General features: G+C 65.2%; 14 protein-coding genes and 1 tRNA gene. 6 read left to right on the top strand and 9 right to left on the bottom strand.

Annotation, left to right across the window (positions count from 1 at the left end; all coding sequences use genetic code 11):
• Positions 1 to 113: 113 nt before the first annotated feature.
• Positions 114 to 608: an outer membrane protein assembly factor BamE gene (locus AC1DVA_RS17465; protein WP_265052841.1), complete on the top strand. Its 495-nt coding sequence runs from the start codon at positions 114 to 116 to the stop codon at positions 606 to 608.
• A gap of 540 nt (positions 609 to 1,148) precedes the next feature.
• On the opposite strand, the gene AC1DVA_RS17460 is transcribed toward AC1DVA_RS17465, so the two are convergent.
• From AC1DVA_RS17460 to AC1DVA_RS17440, 5 genes are all read right to left on the bottom strand, one after another.
• Entirely contained in the window at positions 1,149 to 1,880 is a 732-nt protein-coding gene (locus AC1DVA_RS17460) for an outer membrane protein (RefSeq protein ID WP_265052842.1), read from the bottom strand.
• A gap of 758 nt (positions 1,881 to 2,638) precedes the next feature.
• Positions 2,639 to 2,716, bottom strand: a tRNA-Pro gene (locus tag AC1DVA_RS17455).
• 10 nt (positions 2,717 to 2,726) lie between these two features.
• Positions 2,727 to 3,017, bottom strand: a complete 291-nt coding sequence (locus AC1DVA_RS17450; protein WP_476806720.1) for a hypothetical protein — start codon at positions 3,015 to 3,017, stop codon at positions 2,727 to 2,729.
• Positions 3,018 to 3,499: 482 nt separating this feature from the next.
• The gene (locus AC1DVA_RS17445) at positions 3,500 to 4,774 is read right to left on the bottom strand and encodes an O-antigen ligase family protein (protein WP_476806719.1); all 1,275 of its coding nucleotides are present in this window, start codon (positions 4,772 to 4,774) and stop codon (positions 3,500 to 3,502) included.
• Positions 4,771 to 6,324: an undecaprenyl-phosphate glucose phosphotransferase gene (locus AC1DVA_RS17440; RefSeq protein ID WP_476806718.1), complete on the bottom strand. Its 1,554-nt coding sequence runs from the start codon at positions 6,322 to 6,324 to the stop codon at positions 4,771 to 4,773. Before AC1DVA_RS17440 ends, AC1DVA_RS17445 begins: the two co-directional genes overlap by 4 nt.
• A gap of 527 nt (positions 6,325 to 6,851) precedes the next feature.
• Between AC1DVA_RS17440 and AC1DVA_RS17435 the strand changes: the two genes are divergently transcribed.
• Together AC1DVA_RS17435 and AC1DVA_RS17430 are read left to right on the top strand one after the other, a co-directional pair.
• Positions 6,852 to 7,217: a DMT family transporter gene (locus AC1DVA_RS17435; protein WP_476806717.1), complete on the top strand. Its 366-nt coding sequence runs from the start codon at positions 6,852 to 6,854 to the stop codon at positions 7,215 to 7,217.
• Positions 7,214 to 7,549 (top strand): SMR family transporter, encoded by a 336-nt coding sequence (locus AC1DVA_RS17430; protein WP_476806716.1) that lies wholly within the window; start codon positions 7,214 to 7,216, stop codon positions 7,547 to 7,549. Before AC1DVA_RS17435 ends, AC1DVA_RS17430 begins: the two co-directional genes overlap by 4 nt.
• Positions 7,550 to 7,556: 7 nt before the next feature.
• On the opposite strand, the gene AC1DVA_RS17425 is transcribed toward AC1DVA_RS17430, so the two are convergent.
• Entirely contained in the window at positions 7,557 to 8,723 is a 1,167-nt protein-coding gene (locus tag AC1DVA_RS17425) for a glycosyltransferase (RefSeq protein ID WP_476806715.1), read from the bottom strand.
• 19 nt (positions 8,724 to 8,742) lie between these two features.
• On the bottom strand, positions 8,743 to 9,303 hold the full coding sequence (locus tag AC1DVA_RS17420) for a polysaccharide biosynthesis/export family protein (protein WP_476806714.1): 561 nt from the start codon (positions 9,301 to 9,303) through the stop codon (positions 8,743 to 8,745).
• 176 nt (positions 9,304 to 9,479) lie between these two features.
• Between AC1DVA_RS17420 and AC1DVA_RS17415 the strand changes: the two genes are divergently transcribed.
• Entirely contained in the window at positions 9,480 to 11,645 is a 2,166-nt protein-coding gene (locus AC1DVA_RS17415; RefSeq protein ID WP_476806713.1) for a GumC family protein, read from the top strand.
• A gap of 16 nt (positions 11,646 to 11,661) precedes the next feature.
• Here the strand turns inward: AC1DVA_RS17415 and AC1DVA_RS17410 are convergent, their stop codons facing one another.
• Positions 11,662 to 12,888 carry a GNAT family N-acetyltransferase gene (locus AC1DVA_RS17410; RefSeq protein ID WP_476806712.1) on the bottom strand — a complete coding sequence of 409 codons (1,227 nt, stop codon included), beginning with the start codon at positions 12,886 to 12,888 and terminating at the stop codon, positions 11,662 to 11,664.
• A gap of 130 nt (positions 12,889 to 13,018) precedes the next feature.
• On the opposite strand from AC1DVA_RS17410, the gene AC1DVA_RS17405 reads away from it, so the two are divergent.
• Positions 13,019 to 14,071 carry a polysaccharide deacetylase family protein gene (locus AC1DVA_RS17405; RefSeq protein WP_476806711.1) on the top strand — a complete coding sequence of 351 codons (1,053 nt, stop codon included), beginning with the start codon at positions 13,019 to 13,021 and terminating at the stop codon, positions 14,069 to 14,071.
• Positions 14,072 to 14,077: 6 nt separating this feature from the next.
• On the opposite strand, the gene AC1DVA_RS17400 is transcribed toward AC1DVA_RS17405, so the two are convergent.
• The gene (locus AC1DVA_RS17400; protein WP_476794472.1) at positions 14,078 to 14,287 is read right to left on the bottom strand and encodes a DUF2842 domain-containing protein; all 210 of its coding nucleotides are present in this window, start codon (positions 14,285 to 14,287) and stop codon (positions 14,078 to 14,080) included.
• Between the two features lie 140 nt (positions 14,288 to 14,427).
• Between AC1DVA_RS17400 and AC1DVA_RS17395 the strand changes: the two genes are divergently transcribed.
• Positions 14,428 to 15,492, top strand: coding sequence for a COX15/CtaA family protein (locus AC1DVA_RS17395; RefSeq protein WP_476806710.1), 1,065 nt, complete (start codon positions 14,428 to 14,430; stop codon positions 15,490 to 15,492).
• The last annotated feature ends 298 nt before the right edge of the window (positions 15,493 to 15,790 follow it).

The following is a 15,790-nucleotide window of genomic DNA, read 5'->3' as shown; positions in this document are numbered from 1 at the left end:
CTCGCGGGCGTCCTTGCCTTGCCAAAGCCATCCTCGGGCGTTACGCCAACCCTTACCCTTTTGACAAGCGGCTTGGGGTCCTCCCGAGCCGTGCTGCCCCGGATCGTGCCCGCATGACCCACACTACCCGCCGCACGGCTCTGCTCGGAGCCCTCGCGACCTCTTCCCTGTTGCTGGCCGGTTGTGGACCTGATGCCGGCGGCTTCGTGTTGCCAACCTCGACCGGGATGAACGATACCTTCACGCGCGGCTTCGTCATGGATGAGGGGTTGGTCGCGCAGATCAAGCCCGGCATGGATGTCCAGTCGGTGCTGCAGATCCTCGGCACGCCCTCGACCACCTCGACCGTCGGCAACCGCACCTTCTACTATATCAGCCAGACCGTGCGCCGCCGTTTTCAGTTCCAGGATCCGCAGGTCATCGACCAGCAGGTGCTGGTCATCTACTTCAACAAGAGCTTCAAGGTTGAGCGTATCGCCCATTACGGTCTGCAGGACGGCATCGTCTTCGACTTCATCAGCCGCACCACGCCGACCGGCGGCGAGGAGCAGAGCTTCCTGCGCAACCTCTTCCGCGGCGTCACCAAGTTCAACCCGCTCGGCAGCTAGGCGGCTTTCGCTTCGCGATGCAAAAACCCCGCGGCCCAGGCCGCGGGGTTTTTTGTTGCGGGCGGGACAGCTGATTTCGAAGACGCGCGGTTTTCGGAGTGAAAATCCTGCATCGGCATGCGCGAGAGCGTCAGGAGAACATCTGGCGGGGGTGGCGCTGCCGAAGTTCGTTCGGGACGGCCGTGCGTTTCTCCGGCGACAATTGCGCGCGAGATCGGGCACTGGCCGGATAAGGGAACGAACCCACCGATCCGCTTCTTCAGCTTCGCGAGAACCTCGCCAGGCCCCGACTGCGTTTCGCTGCCTGACCGGCGCGAGAGCCATGGGCGGCGTCTGGAGCTCGCCGGGTTAAGCATCCGAAACCAGATTGCAGACGCTGCGACGCCGGGAGGGTTGCCGGAAAGGGTTCGCCAGCGATGAGAGTGGGCCGATGTCGCCCTGGAAAAGGCGGTCGATCGCGGTTGTTGGGTTAGGCCGGGTACCAGAACTCAAACAGCCCAGCGCGACGCGCTGGGCTGTTTCAGATACAAATCCCTGGTATCAGAATTTGTAATTCACGCCGACGCGAAGAAGGCCACCGCCACCGCTCCCATCGCTGGTTGCGGTATAGGTTCCGGCCGGAAGCACGCCGCCCGGCGCATTGACAAAGGCGCGGCTCTTTCGGCCTTCGCCCGTATCGACATAGAGACCTTCGATTTTGACGGTCCAGTTGTTGGTGAAGGCGTATTCGACACCGCCGCCGACGGTCCAACCGGCGTTGCTTGTTGCGTCACCGGTCAAAGGGTTGGTGTTCAGGCCGCCATAGGCCAAGCCACCCGTGACATAAAACAGCGTTCGGTCGACAGCGTAGCCTAGACGGGCTCGGACGGTCCCGAAGTAGCTACCGTCACCGCCGCCTCTGCCAGCCCACCACGAATAGCCTCCCCAGGAGACGTTGCTGTTCGTCCCAACGTATTGGATGTCGGTCTCGAGGCCGTAAACGATCGAACCGGATTGCCAGTTATAGCCGATCTGGCCACCGCCTACGAAGGCACCGTCGCCACCGCCCCCGCCCAAGATGCCGGACGAACCGGGCGTTGGTCCGGTGACGATGACGTCGCCGGAATCGGCCCAGCCCACGCCGGCATTGAGGCCGACGTAGAAGCCGGTCCATGTGAAAATGGGCGCATATATAACCGGGGCCGGGGCCGCGCGAGGCGGAAGATCGGCCGCGAAAGCCGAGGAGGCCAGGCATGTCGCGAGAAAGGTAGCGGATACAAGGCTTAAACGCATGATATCCTCCCACGGTGGTCATTCACCGCCTAAATCGTTGCATATGAAGCTAGAGTGGTAAACCTGAACGACTGGCCATCTTCCAGAGCAGCCCAAGAAATTTCTGTTAAGTGATATTTCGACAACTTGCCAATGCCGCGAATCGCGCCAGGCGCCGAGCGTTCTGGAACGGAGAAGGGCAGCAAAGTTGACCTATGATAAAATATTCGCTGTGGCGGAATGAGGGTAATCGCGCCGACTTATACAGATGCGGCTGCTCTTGGTGACTGGGTGCGAACGCTGATTCCTGGCCAGGGAGGGGGGCGATTCCATGAGCATCGGCAGTCCGTCTGCTTCGATATTGATGGTTCGGACCGCGCCAGAATCCAGTGAGGCAGGTCCGCGCTGACACGAGCGGAATAGTCCCGCTTCTCGTCCCGCCGCTCCCAGCTCGCATGACGACTGGCGCAGGCCCAGTTGGCCGTCTCAGAACGGCCGCTGATCACGGTGCGGCACGACATCGTCGGCCGCCGTTGCGCGAACGATCAGGTCTTCGTTAGCGCATTTGGCGCACAGGGATAGAAGGCGGAGGAGCCGGATCGCGCTTTGTCCCAAGCGCTGAAATATCCGCGTGCACGGGTGCTCTGACAAGAATCGCGGATTGCTGCGGGAGAAAATCCGAGGTCACAACAGGAACCCCGGGTGAACCCAAGAGACAAAAAAACAGCGCCGGCCCTTCGTTTCGAAGGGCTCCTAAGGGCTGATTTTCTTGGGCTTTATGGTCGGAGCGAGAGGATTCGAACCTCCGACCCCTTGTCCCCCAGACAAGTGCGCTAACCGGGCTGCGCTACGCTCCGACGGGTCGGCTTATAGTGGCGGGTCGCCGCAGATGCAATGCTTCGCAACGATCTTGAGCGCTCCTGCCTCCGAATGTCCGCGGGAGATCGCGGTAACGTTATTTTGCACTGCAGCAAAATCGGGTGTCTCCCCAAATGGGGGGTGCGGATCGCGCTTCTTTGCCGCAATCATGCCGGCGCGGTGTGGGAAATAGCAGTTATGAAACGCAGGCATCAGATGTCGCTCATCGTGCGACGCGCCCAGATTCGCCGTGCCGCAGCCGGCAGGAAAGATGCATTTCCGCCGCAGGAAGCCGCGCACCCCAGGCTCCGGCTGGTCTTTTCGAACAGCAGTCTCGAATATCTCAAGGCGAAGCCGGGGGACGAAGCCCGATCGCGGCCCCTCGAATAGAGCCGCCAGCGGCTCGCATCCCGGCGATGCGGCCGTTCAGCAATCAGTCATCCGCAGTTTTCTTTCATGCGGCCGCGGCGGACGCTATGGTCGTTGCGCGAAGGGCGTATGCAGGCGGGGTCGTGTTGAGGCAGGACTGGTTCCATTGCGAAGATTGCGGCTCTCCCGGGGTATCGATTCCTCGGTTGCTGACCGCTTGCAGCATCGTCTCTTGCGCCAATTGCGGCCGCACGATCGGTTCCTGGGCGGAGTATCGCCGCCATATCGATCAGGCTCTGCGTGCGGAGCAGGCGCGCAGGGCAAGCCCGCTCGTCGTGGCGGATCCGATCGGCGTCGCGTAGCCGGGATGGAAGCAACCGAGCCGCCGCACAGCGCAGGCCGCTGAAAGGCCCTTAGTAGCTATCTTTGATTGCCACAGGTTCGGACAGGGCAGGGCGTGCTGCCTGGGCAGCCGGGTTGGGCAAGGCCGCCAGACCCCAGATCAGGCCGAGCATCAGGTAGAAATGGCGCCAGTGGTCGGTATCGATCTGCAGGCCTTGCAGGATCGTGACGAACAGGACCGGCCATAGCACGACGGCATGCTGCTGCCAGGGCCGGCGCTGCAGGACGAGGCGCCAGCCGACATAGCAGGTCGCGGCCATCAGCCCCAGCCACGCCATTCCGCCCAGCCATCCATAGGAAGCGAAGGCGTTGATGTAGACGTTGTGGGGATCGTCGGTGAAGTACCAGCGAAAGCGCAGCGGCCCGAGGCCGTTCGGCGTATCGAGGAGAAGCGGGATCGAGCGAAGCTGGTTGCCGAAACGCCCGGTCACACCCTGGTCGTAGCTTTGGTCGAGGCTTGCCCGGGTCTCGAAGACGTCGCGGATGTTCTCGAAGGAGAGGGCGACGGCAAGCGCGGCCGCGGCCGCCATGAATGCGACGAGCGTCAGCAGGACGACACGGCCGCGTTTGGCGGAGCTGGGAGCCGTCAGGAACGTCAACCCGACCATGAGGATGGCCGACGCCACCAGATTGCCCCAGGCCCCGCGGGAAAAGCTCAGGAAAAGCGCGAGGAGCGGGAGGCTGACCAGGACAAGCCCGCGAAAAAGCCCGGACTGCCCGGTCAGGACGCGGTGAAGCACATAGAGGATCGGCAGAACGAGGAAGGGCCCCAGGACGTTCGCGTCCTTGAAGGTGCCGGAAGCTCGCCCGTAGAGCGTGAAGACGCTGCCGAGACCGGCAATGTCGAAATAGCCGAGCACTGCGGCTAAACCCGCGCACCAGGCAGCGAAGAGATACCCCTTCCACAAGGTTTCCAGCCGGCCCAGCGCATCATCCGCCATGATCGCGGCAAAGAAGATGCAGGTGATCATCAGATAGACCGAGACGGCCGTGAACCGGACGGAATCGGCCTCCTCCAACCATGGAATCAGCGAGAAGATGCCGCCGATGTTGTAGAGCAGCAGCAATACCGCCAAGGGCAGCAGCTTCTGCGAGAAGCGGATGCCGGTGACCGCGAAGACGAAGAGCGTCAGCAGGAACACGAACTCGTAGGGCGAGGGCTCGATCAGCGCGAAGCCGCTCGATGCACCGAGGAGCCACAGCGTCGCGCGCTTGATCGCGGCATGTGAGATTGCGAGCCGGCGGGCCGGCGCCTGCTGCGACGGATGCTCGGCGAACGCGCTCAATATGCGTTCTCGTTCTTGGTCAGCAGCGAGAACGGCGTCTTGAACAGGATGTAGAGGTCGAGCAGCACCGACCAGTTCTCGATGTAGTAGAGATCGTGCTCGACGCGCCGCTGGATCTTCTCGTCCGTATCGGTCTCGCCGCGCCAGCCGTGAATCTGGGCCCAGCCGGTGATGCCGGGCTTGACCTTGTGGCGGGCGAAGTAGCCGTCGACGACCTGCTCGTAGGCGCGGTTTGCCGTCGAGGCGTGAATGGCGTGCGGGCGCGGGCCGACCAGCGACAGGTCGCCCTTGAAGACCACGTTCAGCAACTGCGGCAGCTCGTCGATCGAGGTCTTGCGGATGAAGCGGCCGACACGCGTGACGCGCGGGTCGTTCTTCGTCACCTGCGTGGCTGCCGCATAGTCGCTCTTGTCATGATAGAGCGAGCGGAACTTGAGGACGTCGACCGTCTCGTTGTTGAAGCCGTAGCGCTTCTGGCGGAAGAACACCGGCCCCTTGGAGTCGAGCTTAATCGCAATGGCGGTCGCCAGCATCACCGGCGAAAGCGCGATCAGCGCCAGCACGCCGACCACCTTGTCGAACATCCATTTGACGACAATGTCCCAGTCCGCGATCGGCCGGTCGAAGACGTCCAGCACGGGGACGGTGCCGAAATAGGAATAGGAGCGCGGCCGCAGCCTGAGTTTGGACAGATGTGCCGACAGGCGGATGTCGATCGGCAGCACCCAGAGCTTGCGCAGCATGGTCAGCAGCCGCGCCTCGGCCGAGATCGGCAAGGTGAAGATGACGAGGTCGAGCTTGGTCCGGCGGGCGAACTCGACGAGATCGTCGATCGTGCCGAGCTTGGGATAGCCGGCGACGAGATCGGGCGAGCGCTCGTCGTTGCGATCGTCGAAGACGCCGCAGATGCGCAGACCCGTATCCCTCTGGCTCTCCAGGGCCCGGATCAGCGCCTCGCCGGCCTCGCCGCCGCCGACGATGGCGGTGCGCCGCTCCAGGCGGCCGTTGCGGGTCAGATGACGCACGCCGAGCATCAGGGCGATCCGGCCGCTGAGCAGTGCTGCGGCGCCGGCGAAATAGAAGCCGATCAGCCAGCCGCGCGAAACCTGGTCGCTGACCTTGAGGAAAAAGAAGACGGCTAATGTGATGAGGAACAGCATCGTCCAGCCGGTCAGCAGCCGGACCGCGCTGGGAAGGATGCTGCGCAGCGCGCCGATCGGATAGAGCTGCAGGGCCTGGAAGACAGCGAGCGCGCCGATCGCCAGCGCCGGGATGGCGATCTGGTAGGGCAGGGCATAGTCGACCCTGCCGGCGACATAGAGCCAATAGATCAGGGCGCCCGTACCCGCCACGGCAAGCGCATCGACGAGCCGGGCGACCCCTTCGATCATTACCGGCGAGAGCGTCGGCTTGACCGGGATGGCGGCGATGCGCTCGGCGAGGGGATGAAAACGCCGCGTCTGGCCTGCATCCGGCCCGCCGAGCATCGTCGGCGTGGCCGAGGCGGCCGCGTCCGCCTTCATCATGTCGCGGACATCGAAAGTCCCCATGGCGTCCATCCTCAACCCGGATCGCAGCGCCGGGGCGCGGGCGATCCCGGTCGCGGTCTATCCGAAATTGCTCACGGAACGCTTAATCCGACAGCTCGTTGTTTTGCGGGATCGGTAGGAGATCCGCCGAAATCGAGGCGTTCCGGACCCGAAAAAGCGATCGTGGCCGACGTTGAAAACCATTAACGCAAAATCCTGATTTTGTCTCGGCGTGCCAATGGCTTGGCAGCAGGCAAAGTCACGTATAAATCAGGCGGATTCCCGTAAGTTATTGTTATTGCAAGTTATCGCGTGTTGACATTCGGCTTCGTCAAAGCCATATTCGCTTTCGATGAGTGTCTGAGAAGCATATATCGCCCGTTCAGGGCCTTGCGTCGGGAGCGTTATTTCGCTCATGGCRCCGATTGTCGAGGCTGGCCCTCAGCAACCGCTTCTTTTCGGACCTATCGATTTAAAACTCTAACGATTGCTTGGCTGTCCCTGCGTTGCATCCGCAACGTCCAGCGCCCGCTTCGCCTGTGTGCAACATGTCTTTTCATTGGTTGGTTCTGCTCGCGGCCATCGCCGTCGAGATCGTCGCGACGGCTGCGCTGAAGTCGGTCGTCTCGGCACCATGGCTCGTCGGCACGCTGCCGCTGATCCTCATCGGCTTTTCCTTCGTTCTGCTCAGCATCGCGCTGCGCGTCATTCCGATGGCGGTGGCTTATGCCGTCTGGGAGGGGCTCGGCATCGTCGGCATTGCCGTCATCGGCCATCTCCTGTTCGGGGAGCATCTGACGGTTGGCCGCGCCCTCGGCCTTGCCGCGATCCTGGCCGGCATCCTTCTCATCGAGGCCGGTGTCGGCCATGGCCGCAAGCAGGACGAACGGCTCGCTGACGGGAGGCTTGTGTGAATGCCTCGTTCATTCAAGCCGCTCCCTTCCTCTGGCTGCTGCTGGCAGTCGCCTTCGAGATCGCCGGCACCTACCTGCTGAAGCTGTCGGACGGCATGAGCCGCCGCCTGATCGGCACGGGCGGTATCGTCTTCGTCATGGGCGCCTTCGCGGCCCTGGCGCAGGCGATCAAGGGCATGGACCTCGCCGTCGCCTACGCGGTCTGGGGTGGTGCGGGGCTCGTGATCACCGCGATTATCGGCGCGCTGGTCTTCGGCCAGCGCATACGGCCGATCGGCTGGCTCGGCATTGTCCTGGTCGTTGCCGGAGTGGCCGCGTTGAAGCTGGTCTGACGTCGCCTCAGATCGTGCCGCGCGCGGCCATCGCGTCGCGATAGGCATGGATGACGCCGTCGACCATCGAGTCGAGGCGGAAATTCTGCCGGACATGCGCGGCCAGGTCGATGGCCTGGGCCAGTCGCTCCGCCTCGGGTGTCGCGAGCATGCTGCGGATCGCCTCGGCGAGGATTGCCGGGTCATTGGCCTTGATCAGCCGGCTGCTGTGCCGCGATCCGTAGATCTCGCCGATTCCGCCGACATCGGTGGAGATCAGCGGCTGCGCGGCGGCTGCAGCTTCCAGAATGACGTAGGGCAGCGACTCCGCGCGCGACGGGAGCACCATCACATGCGCCCGCGCGAGCGCCTTGCGGATGGGGCCCGGCGGTTCGAAGACGCATTGATCGGCGATGCCGCGCTCAAGCGTCATCTGCCGCAGTTCGGCCTCGTCCGGCCCGGAGCCGACGATCAGGATCCGCGGTGTCAACCCGTTGCGCCGGCGCAGCAGCGCAAGGGCGTCGATCAGCGTGTCCACCCCTTTGGCCGAGCGCAACTCGCCGAGATAGAGCAGGTCGAACCGAGAATCCCCATGGTCGATCGGCTCGAACTCGGCATCGGAGACGCCATTCAGGACGATGCGGTGGTCGGTCCGCGGCGGGTGGCCGATATAGGCTTCGAACCGGCCGGCGATGAAACGGCTCTCGAACAGGAAGAGGTCGGTCGCGCGTTCGAGCAAGCGCTCGACCGACATATAGACCTTATGCTCCGTGCTGCCGGGCTTGTAGTTGAAGCTGCCGCCATGAGGCGTATAGGCGGTGATGTAGCGCCGCCGGGGCGAGAGCAGGGCCGGAAGCCGGCCATAGACGCCGCCTTTCGAGCCGTGGCAGTGCACCACATCGGGAGCCAGCCGGCGCTGCAGCGATATCGCCGACAACTGCGCCTTGGCGTCGGCCAGGCTTGGATAGCGCGACATCGGCACGCGGGTCACGCCGAGCGCCAATTGATCCGACAGCTCCCGGAAAACGTCGGGGGCCCGCTGCCCCCCGGTGTTCGCGTCGCAGAAGATGCCGACGGCATGCCCGCGTTCGCATTGGCCCCGCGCCACGTCGAGCACGTGACGAAAGAGGCCGCCGAGAGGGGCCCGGAAGACATGCAGGATTCGGAGAGGGCGCGGTTCGGCGGCATCCGTCATGGCAGGATTCCGCGCGACCTCAGAACCAGCGTTCCTTGATGACGATAGTGTCCCCGGGTTGGACCGGATAGGTGATCGGCACGATCGCCGTGACGGTCTGGCCTTCGATCTGGCGCGTGATTTCCGCCGAGGAGCGTTGGCCCCGCGGGGTAAAGCCGCCCGCGATGGCAACCGCGGTCTGCACGGTCATGCCGTTCACGAAGGGGAACTGGCCGGAATTGGTGACCTCGCCCAGCACGAAGAAGGGGCGATAGGTGTCGACCTCGACCGAGACCTTGGGCTCGCGCAGATAGCCGCCGCGCAGCTTGGCCTCGATCGCCTGGGCGAGCTGCTGGGTCGTGCGCCCTTGTGCCTCGACAGTGTTGATCAAGGGCATGGAAATCCGGCCTGAGCCGTCGACGGCATAGATGTTCGACAGATTGTCCTGGCCGAAGACGATGATGCGCAGCCTGTCGCCGCTGGCGAGCCTGTAGGGGCCTGCCGGCTCGGCAAGCGTATAGTCCGACGCCGTGTACTGGGGCGCGCAGGCGCCCGTCAGCATGGCGGCGGCCAAGGCGAGAGAGGCGAGGCGTCGACTCATCACAGGCTACCCATGCACGATATGCCCGAGCTTTAGGCGTGATATGGTTAACAAAGGCTTCCCGCGGTCGGCGGCAGCCGGAAGCGCGCCATCTTAACTGGGCAATAACCTTACTGAGGCTTCAGTGACGCTGCGTCCTGCGAAGGGCGCGGGAGTTCTGCGTCCAGAGGTGTGTCATGACCGCTCAAGCTGGGATTGAGGCGCGCGGCGTCGGCGAAAGCCGGGGCGACATGCTCGACCTCTCCGCTCTGTGGGTCGCGATCAAGCGCCGCAAGCTCTGGATCATCGGGCCGACGGTTGTCGCGCTGGGTCTGTCCTTCCTTGCGGTCAATGTCGTGACGCCGCGCTATACGGGCGAGGCGCGGCTGCTTCTCGAAAACCGCGGCGGCTTCTATGCGCTGCCGGGCCAGTCCTTGCCGGACAGCTCCGGGCAATTCGATTCCGAAGCCGTGCAAAGCCAGGTCCAGGTCATCATGTCGCGTGATCTGGCGCGCGAGGCGATCAAGCGCATCGGCCTAGTCGGCAACCCGGAGTTCGACTCCGGCGTCGGCGCTCTCAGCGCCGCGCGCAAGCTCGCCGTGATGATCGGGCTTGGCGGACATCCCGCCGACCGTTCGCCGGAAGAGCGTGTCATCGAGAAATACTTCGAGCGGCTGCTGGTCTTCCCGGTCGGCCGTTCGCGCATCGTCGCGATCGAGTTCACCTCGCGCGATCCCGCGCTCGCGGCGAAAGCGGCGAACACCATCGCCGAGACTTACCTGGAATTCCAGGAGGCGGCGAAGCAGGACAATGCCCGCAGCGCCTCCAACTGGCTGTCGACCACCATCGAGCCGCTTCGCAAGCGCGTCGCCGAGGCCGAGGCCAAGGTCGAGGATTTCCGCTCCAAGAACGGTCTGCTGGTCGGTTCCAACAACACCACCATAACCTCCCAGCAGCTCACCGATCTGTCGAGCCAGCTGTCGGCGGCCCGCAGCCAGCAGACCGAGGCGCAGGCCAAGGCCGGCCTGATCCGCGACGCGATCAAGCAGGGCCGGACCTTCGAGATCCCGGATGTCGCCAACAACGACCTCGTCCGCAGGCTGATCGAGCAGCGCGTCAACCTGCGCACGCAGATTGCGGCGGAGTCGCGCAGCCTCCTGCCCGAGCATCCCCGGATCAAGGAACTCAACGCCCAGCTCCTCGATCTCGAAGGACAGTTGCGCGCCGCGTCCGAGCGCGCCGTTCGCACGTTGGAGAACGAAGCCAAGATCGCCGGTCAGCGCGTCGAGAGCTTCCAGGCGGCGCTCGAAGGACAGAAGAAGAGTGCCTCGTCCGCCAATGACAGCGAGGTGCAGCTGCGAGCGCTCGAGCGCGAGGCGCGCACCCTGCGCGACCAGCTCGAGCAGTACATGCAGCGTTATCGCGAGGCGGTGGCGCGGGACACGATGAATGCCACCCCGGCGGACGCCCGTATCATCTCGCGGGCCGTCGAGCCGACCGAGCCGTCCTTCCCCAAGAAGGTCCCGGTCATGCTCGTCGTCACGCTCGCGACCTTCCTGATCGCGCTGGCGACGATCGTCACGCGTGAGCTGCTCGACGGTCAGGGGCGGCCCTTGCCGGGTGCCCCGCGCGGGCCGCGCTGGGTTGCCGCGGGCGCGAACGAGGACGAAACCGAACAAGCAGGGCCCGCACCGCAGGAGCCTCGCCGCGAGCGCGTCGCCGGCCTGCTGACCCATGCCGGGCGCCTAGGCCAGGTGCGGCTCGATCTCGACCGTCCCGAGCGGACGCTTGCCGAGATCGCGGAGCGGACGCAGGAGCCGCCGCGCGGCATGGCGCCGATGGCGCTCGTGCTCGATGGCGGCGGGGAGGGTGCCGCCAACGCGCGTGACCTCGCCAAGCTGCTGGCGCAGCGCTGCCGTTGCATCCTCGTCGACCTGACGGCGGATGACGAACATGGCGAGCCCGGCTTCTCCGAACTCCTCGCGGGCGAAGCGCTGTTCTCGGACGTCATCATGCGGGCGCCGGGATCGCGTCTGCACAGCATCGGCCCCGGCAGGGCAGGTCGCGCCGCGGTGCTGGCGGCGCCCGATCTCGTCGATGTCGCGCTCGATGCGCTTTGCGAAACCTATGACTGGGTGCTGGTCGCGGCCGCGTCCAGCGACGACGGTGCCGTGCTCGGTCCGATCGCCCGGCGCGCACAGGGCGGGCTGGTGATGAGCGGGCAGGTCGGGAACGGCCACGCCCTCGAAGCCGCCTACCGCTTGAGCGAACTGACCGAAGCGCCGGTCACGATAGTGCTCGATGCGGAGAGCGGTGTTTCCATGGCATCTTCGCCGCGCGTCGAGGCGCCGGCCGAGGCCTGAGCGCTACGGCTGCTCTCTACTCCGGCTCCGGTTCCTTGCGGTGCAGCCAGCCGGCGGCGCGTTGCGCCAGCTTCAGCGCTACGGGCGAAGACTTGATCCGCCGTTTCAGCTCACGCTTCGCCCGAGCCATCGCGGCGAAGAGCCGGCCCTTGAAGGTGAGTGGCAGGAAGGTGTCGACCAGATCGTCGTGGTCGTCGCAGAAGGTGGTCTTGTAGCGCGCTTCGCCCACGCCGAGATCGAAGACGGCTAGTCCGTCGTCGCATTTCTGGCGGATCAGCTCGGCGAGCAGCAATTCGCCGGGGCTGGTCCGTACGGTCGCGCTGCTCATGTCGAACGAGGTTGCCATTCCGGAAAATCGCTCGCCCTGCGTGGCGCCGACATAGGTGGCGACGCATTCTCCTGCCAGATCGAGAGAGTAGAGCTCGATCACCGGGGAGCCGTTCCGGTCGTCGATGGCCGCGCTTGTCAGGAAGCTACGGACCGCCGGCTCGGCGAAGGGGTCTGGCACGCCCATCGCGCGGAAGCGTTCCGCCTTCTGTGCGAGGAAAGCCGAGGCGACGCGTTCGATCTCTGCCGGCGTTGTCGCTCGGGTCATCGCCGAAGGGCCGAAATCCTTGAAGCGGCTGTGCTTGTTCTTGAGCTTCTTGCGTGCGTGGCTGCTCATCGAGCGTCTCAGCGTCGCCTCGCCATCGCCGGCGATCAGCGCGAGCTTATAGGAGCGGCTCGGGCTCGGCCCGGCTGCAAGGCGGGCAGGCGGATTGGCATGGCCCTGCCATTGCGCCGGCTGATTGACGAAGACGAACGCATCGAGCCCGCCGATCGCCACGCCGATCTCGGCCAGCATCTGCTTCGCGCGGGCCGTATCGAGCGCGGCGGCGAAAGCCGGAGCATAGAGCCCCATATGGTAATTGGCGTGCTTGCCGCCGATGAATTCGGCAAAGCGAATGCCGCTGCGCCGGGTGATGACCAGCGGCAGCAGCGCGCAGAGCGCTCCCTGCGCATCGCGCAGCAGGGCATAGCGGAACGACATCCCATGAGCGGCGCCGATCGTCTCCGCGAAAGGGCGGACCCAGCCATAGGCCTGATAGGGCGTCACCAGCGCAATCGCTTCGAACGCACGCCACTCGCCTTCCAGCAAGCGAATGTCGCTCTCGATCCCGATCGAAGCCCATGGACATTCGTCCGGGTGGCCGGCAACAGCTGCGCCTTGCGGATGCGGTGTCTCGGCGGCGATGGCGGACATGGTTCCTCGGCGCCTCCGTAGCTGAGGGCGCATCGTCCTTAACCCGTCATTGTGAACGGATCGGTCATGATCCTCCCGCCCGGCAGCGCCATTGCGCAACAGCGTTAGCGGGCGGTTGCACGGACTGGCGATGAACGGACGTCACAAGGCCATCGCGGCCGCATTCAAGCTGATGGCGGCGACAGGCGCGGATCGCTGGAGTCGCGGCTTCGCGCAAGGCGCGGGCGTGATCCTGACGTTGCACCATGTCCGGCCGCAGGCACCGCAAGGTTTCTCGCCCAACGCCCTGCTGGAGATCACGCCCGAGTTCCTCGACACCACGCTTGGGCTGATCCGGGCCGAGGGCTACGACATCGTCTCGCTCGACGAAGCTCTGCTGCGCCTGCAGCAGCCGAAGCGCGGGCGCTTCTTCGTCGCGCTGACCTTCGACGACGGCTATCGCGACAATGTCGAGCATGCCTGGCCGATCCTGGCGAAGCACGGCGCGCCGTGGACGCTCTTCGTCACGCCCGGCTTCGCCGATCGCACCGCGAGGCTCTGGTGGCTGGAGCTGGAGGAGGCGATCCGCGTCTTGCCGCGGCTCGACGTCGTCTTGCCGGATGGCCGCTTCAGCGCCCGGACCGAGACGGATTCGGAGAAGAGCCGCGCCTTCGACAAGCTCTATTGGCGTCTGCGCAGAGGCCCCGAAGAAATCCTGCTGTCGGCGATTTCCGAATTGACGACCGAGGCCGGTATCGATCCCGCCGCATTGGTCGAGCGCGAGTGTTTGCAGTGGGAAACGCTGCGCGCGCTCTCCGGGGCACCGGGCGTCACCATCGGCGCCCACACCCTGACGCATCCGATGCTGGCCAAGCACGATGCGGAGACCGCGCGCCGCGAGATCGTAGGAAGCAAGGCGCGGCTTGAGGCCGAGTTGGGGATGCCCATCCACCATTTCGCCTATCCGGTCGGCGATCCCGGTTCGGCCGGGCCGCGCGAATTCGCGTTGGCGCAAGAGGCCGGTTTCGTCAGTGCCGTGACGACGCGCCCGGGCCATCTCTTCGCGGAGCACGCCGAGCATCTTCAGGCCCTGCCGCGCGTCTCGCTCAACGGCCTGCACCAGAACGAGGCGGCGCTGCGGGCGCTTTTGTCCGGGCTGCCGTTCTGGCTGCGAAACCGGGGCCGGAGACTGGATTTTGCCTAGCGCGGGTTAGGCTTCGTCCTTGCGCTCCATCCATTTGATCAGCGGCAGCAGGGGCAGCACCCAGGCCAAGCCGAGCACGACATAGGCGATGGTCTGGACCAGCTTCGGCGCTTCCGTGATCCGGCCCTGTGCGAGCGCCATCGCAACCAGCGCATAGACGCAGACGAAGACGAGGATCAGCACCGTCCCGAGCAGCTTGCGGTTGCGTTGTCTCATCGAATTCTCCGCCGCCCGCTCGGGCCTTGCATCGCTCCTGCGGCATTGCAGGCGTTGTCGCGCTGTCGCGACGGGTCTATGTCACCGCCATCGGCGCTTGTGAAGCGCCAGCCAGCTTCCGCGACCGAAAGCACGCATCCTTGACCCTCGCCCTGAACCAGACCGCCGGTGCTCTCGCCAAGGCCGATCATGCCGGCATCCGCCGCTGGCTCTGGGCGGTGGCGGGGCTCGTCTTCCTGATGGTGGTGGTCGGCGGCGCGACGCGGCTGACGGGCTCGGGCCTCTCGATCACCGAGTGGAAGCCGATCACCGGCGCGCTGCCGCCGCTATCGGCCGAAGCCTGGGCCGAGGAGTTCGGCAAGTACCGGGCGAGCCCGCAATACCAGATCCTCAACGACGGCATGAGCCTGGGCGAGTTCCAGTTCATCTATTGGTGGGAATGGGGTCATCGCCAGCTCGGCCGCTTCATCGGGCTGATCTATCTCGCTGGTTTCCTCGTCGTGGCGTTGCGCCGCCTGTTGCCGGTGCGGCAGGTCGTCACGCTGTTCGGCATGGGGCTGCTGCTAGGCCTCCAGGGCGCGATCGGCTGGATCATGGTGGCCTCCGGTCTCCAGCCCGGCATGGTCGCCGTGGCGCCGGTGAAGCTGACGCTGCATCTCACCTTCGCCGGGCTGTTCTTCGCCTCGGTCGTCGCCTTTGCCACCGCGCTGACGCCGCTGCGCCGGGTCGAGCCGGCGCGCGCCCGCTCGACCGCCTGGCTGCTGCTGGTGTTGCTCTTCATGCAGGTCGCCCTCGGCGGGCTCGTCGCCGGCTCCAAGGCCGGCTTCACCTTCAACACCTGGCCGTTGATGGACGGCACGCTTGTCCCGCCCGGCTCGCTGCTCTTTGCCCAGACGCCGTTCTGGGAGAACTTCGTCGACAATGTCGCGCTGGTGCAGTTCAACCACCGCATCGGCGCCTACGTTCTTTTTGCCGTCGCGCTCTGGAACGTCGTCAGACTGCGCCGTGCCGCGCCGGGTTCGGGCAGCGCCAAGCGCGCGAGCGCCATCGCCGGGATGGTCTTGGCGCAGTCGGCGCTGGGTGTGGCGACGTTGCTGCTGGTCGTGCCGCTCTGGGCCGGGCTCGCCCATCAGGCACTCGGCTTCGCCGTGCTGGCCATGGGCGTGGTCCATGTCACGCGCACCGAGCAGGCGGCGCGCGGCTGAGCGGCGGGAAGGCGCTCCGCGCTCTGGTTGTTATATACGGAACCACGCCGTCATTCCGGGGCATCGCGTCAGCGATGAGCCCGGAACCCAGAACCGATGCCGTCCGTCATGAAGCGGTCTCTTCCCCGCAGTTTTCACGATCGAGGGTATCGGTTCTGGGTTCCGGGCTCATCGCTGACGCGATGCCCCGGAATGACGGCGTGGTTCCGTATATAACAACCAGAGCGCGGAGCGCCTTCCCGCCGCTCAGCCGCGCGCCGCCTGCTCGGTGCGCGTGACATGGACCACGCCCCACGCC

The sequence above is a fragment of the Allobosea sp. P4_C6 genome (genome assembly GCF_056402015.1).
Note: the sequence above shows the minus strand (reverse complement) of the source record. Positions and strands in the feature narration are given on the sequence as shown.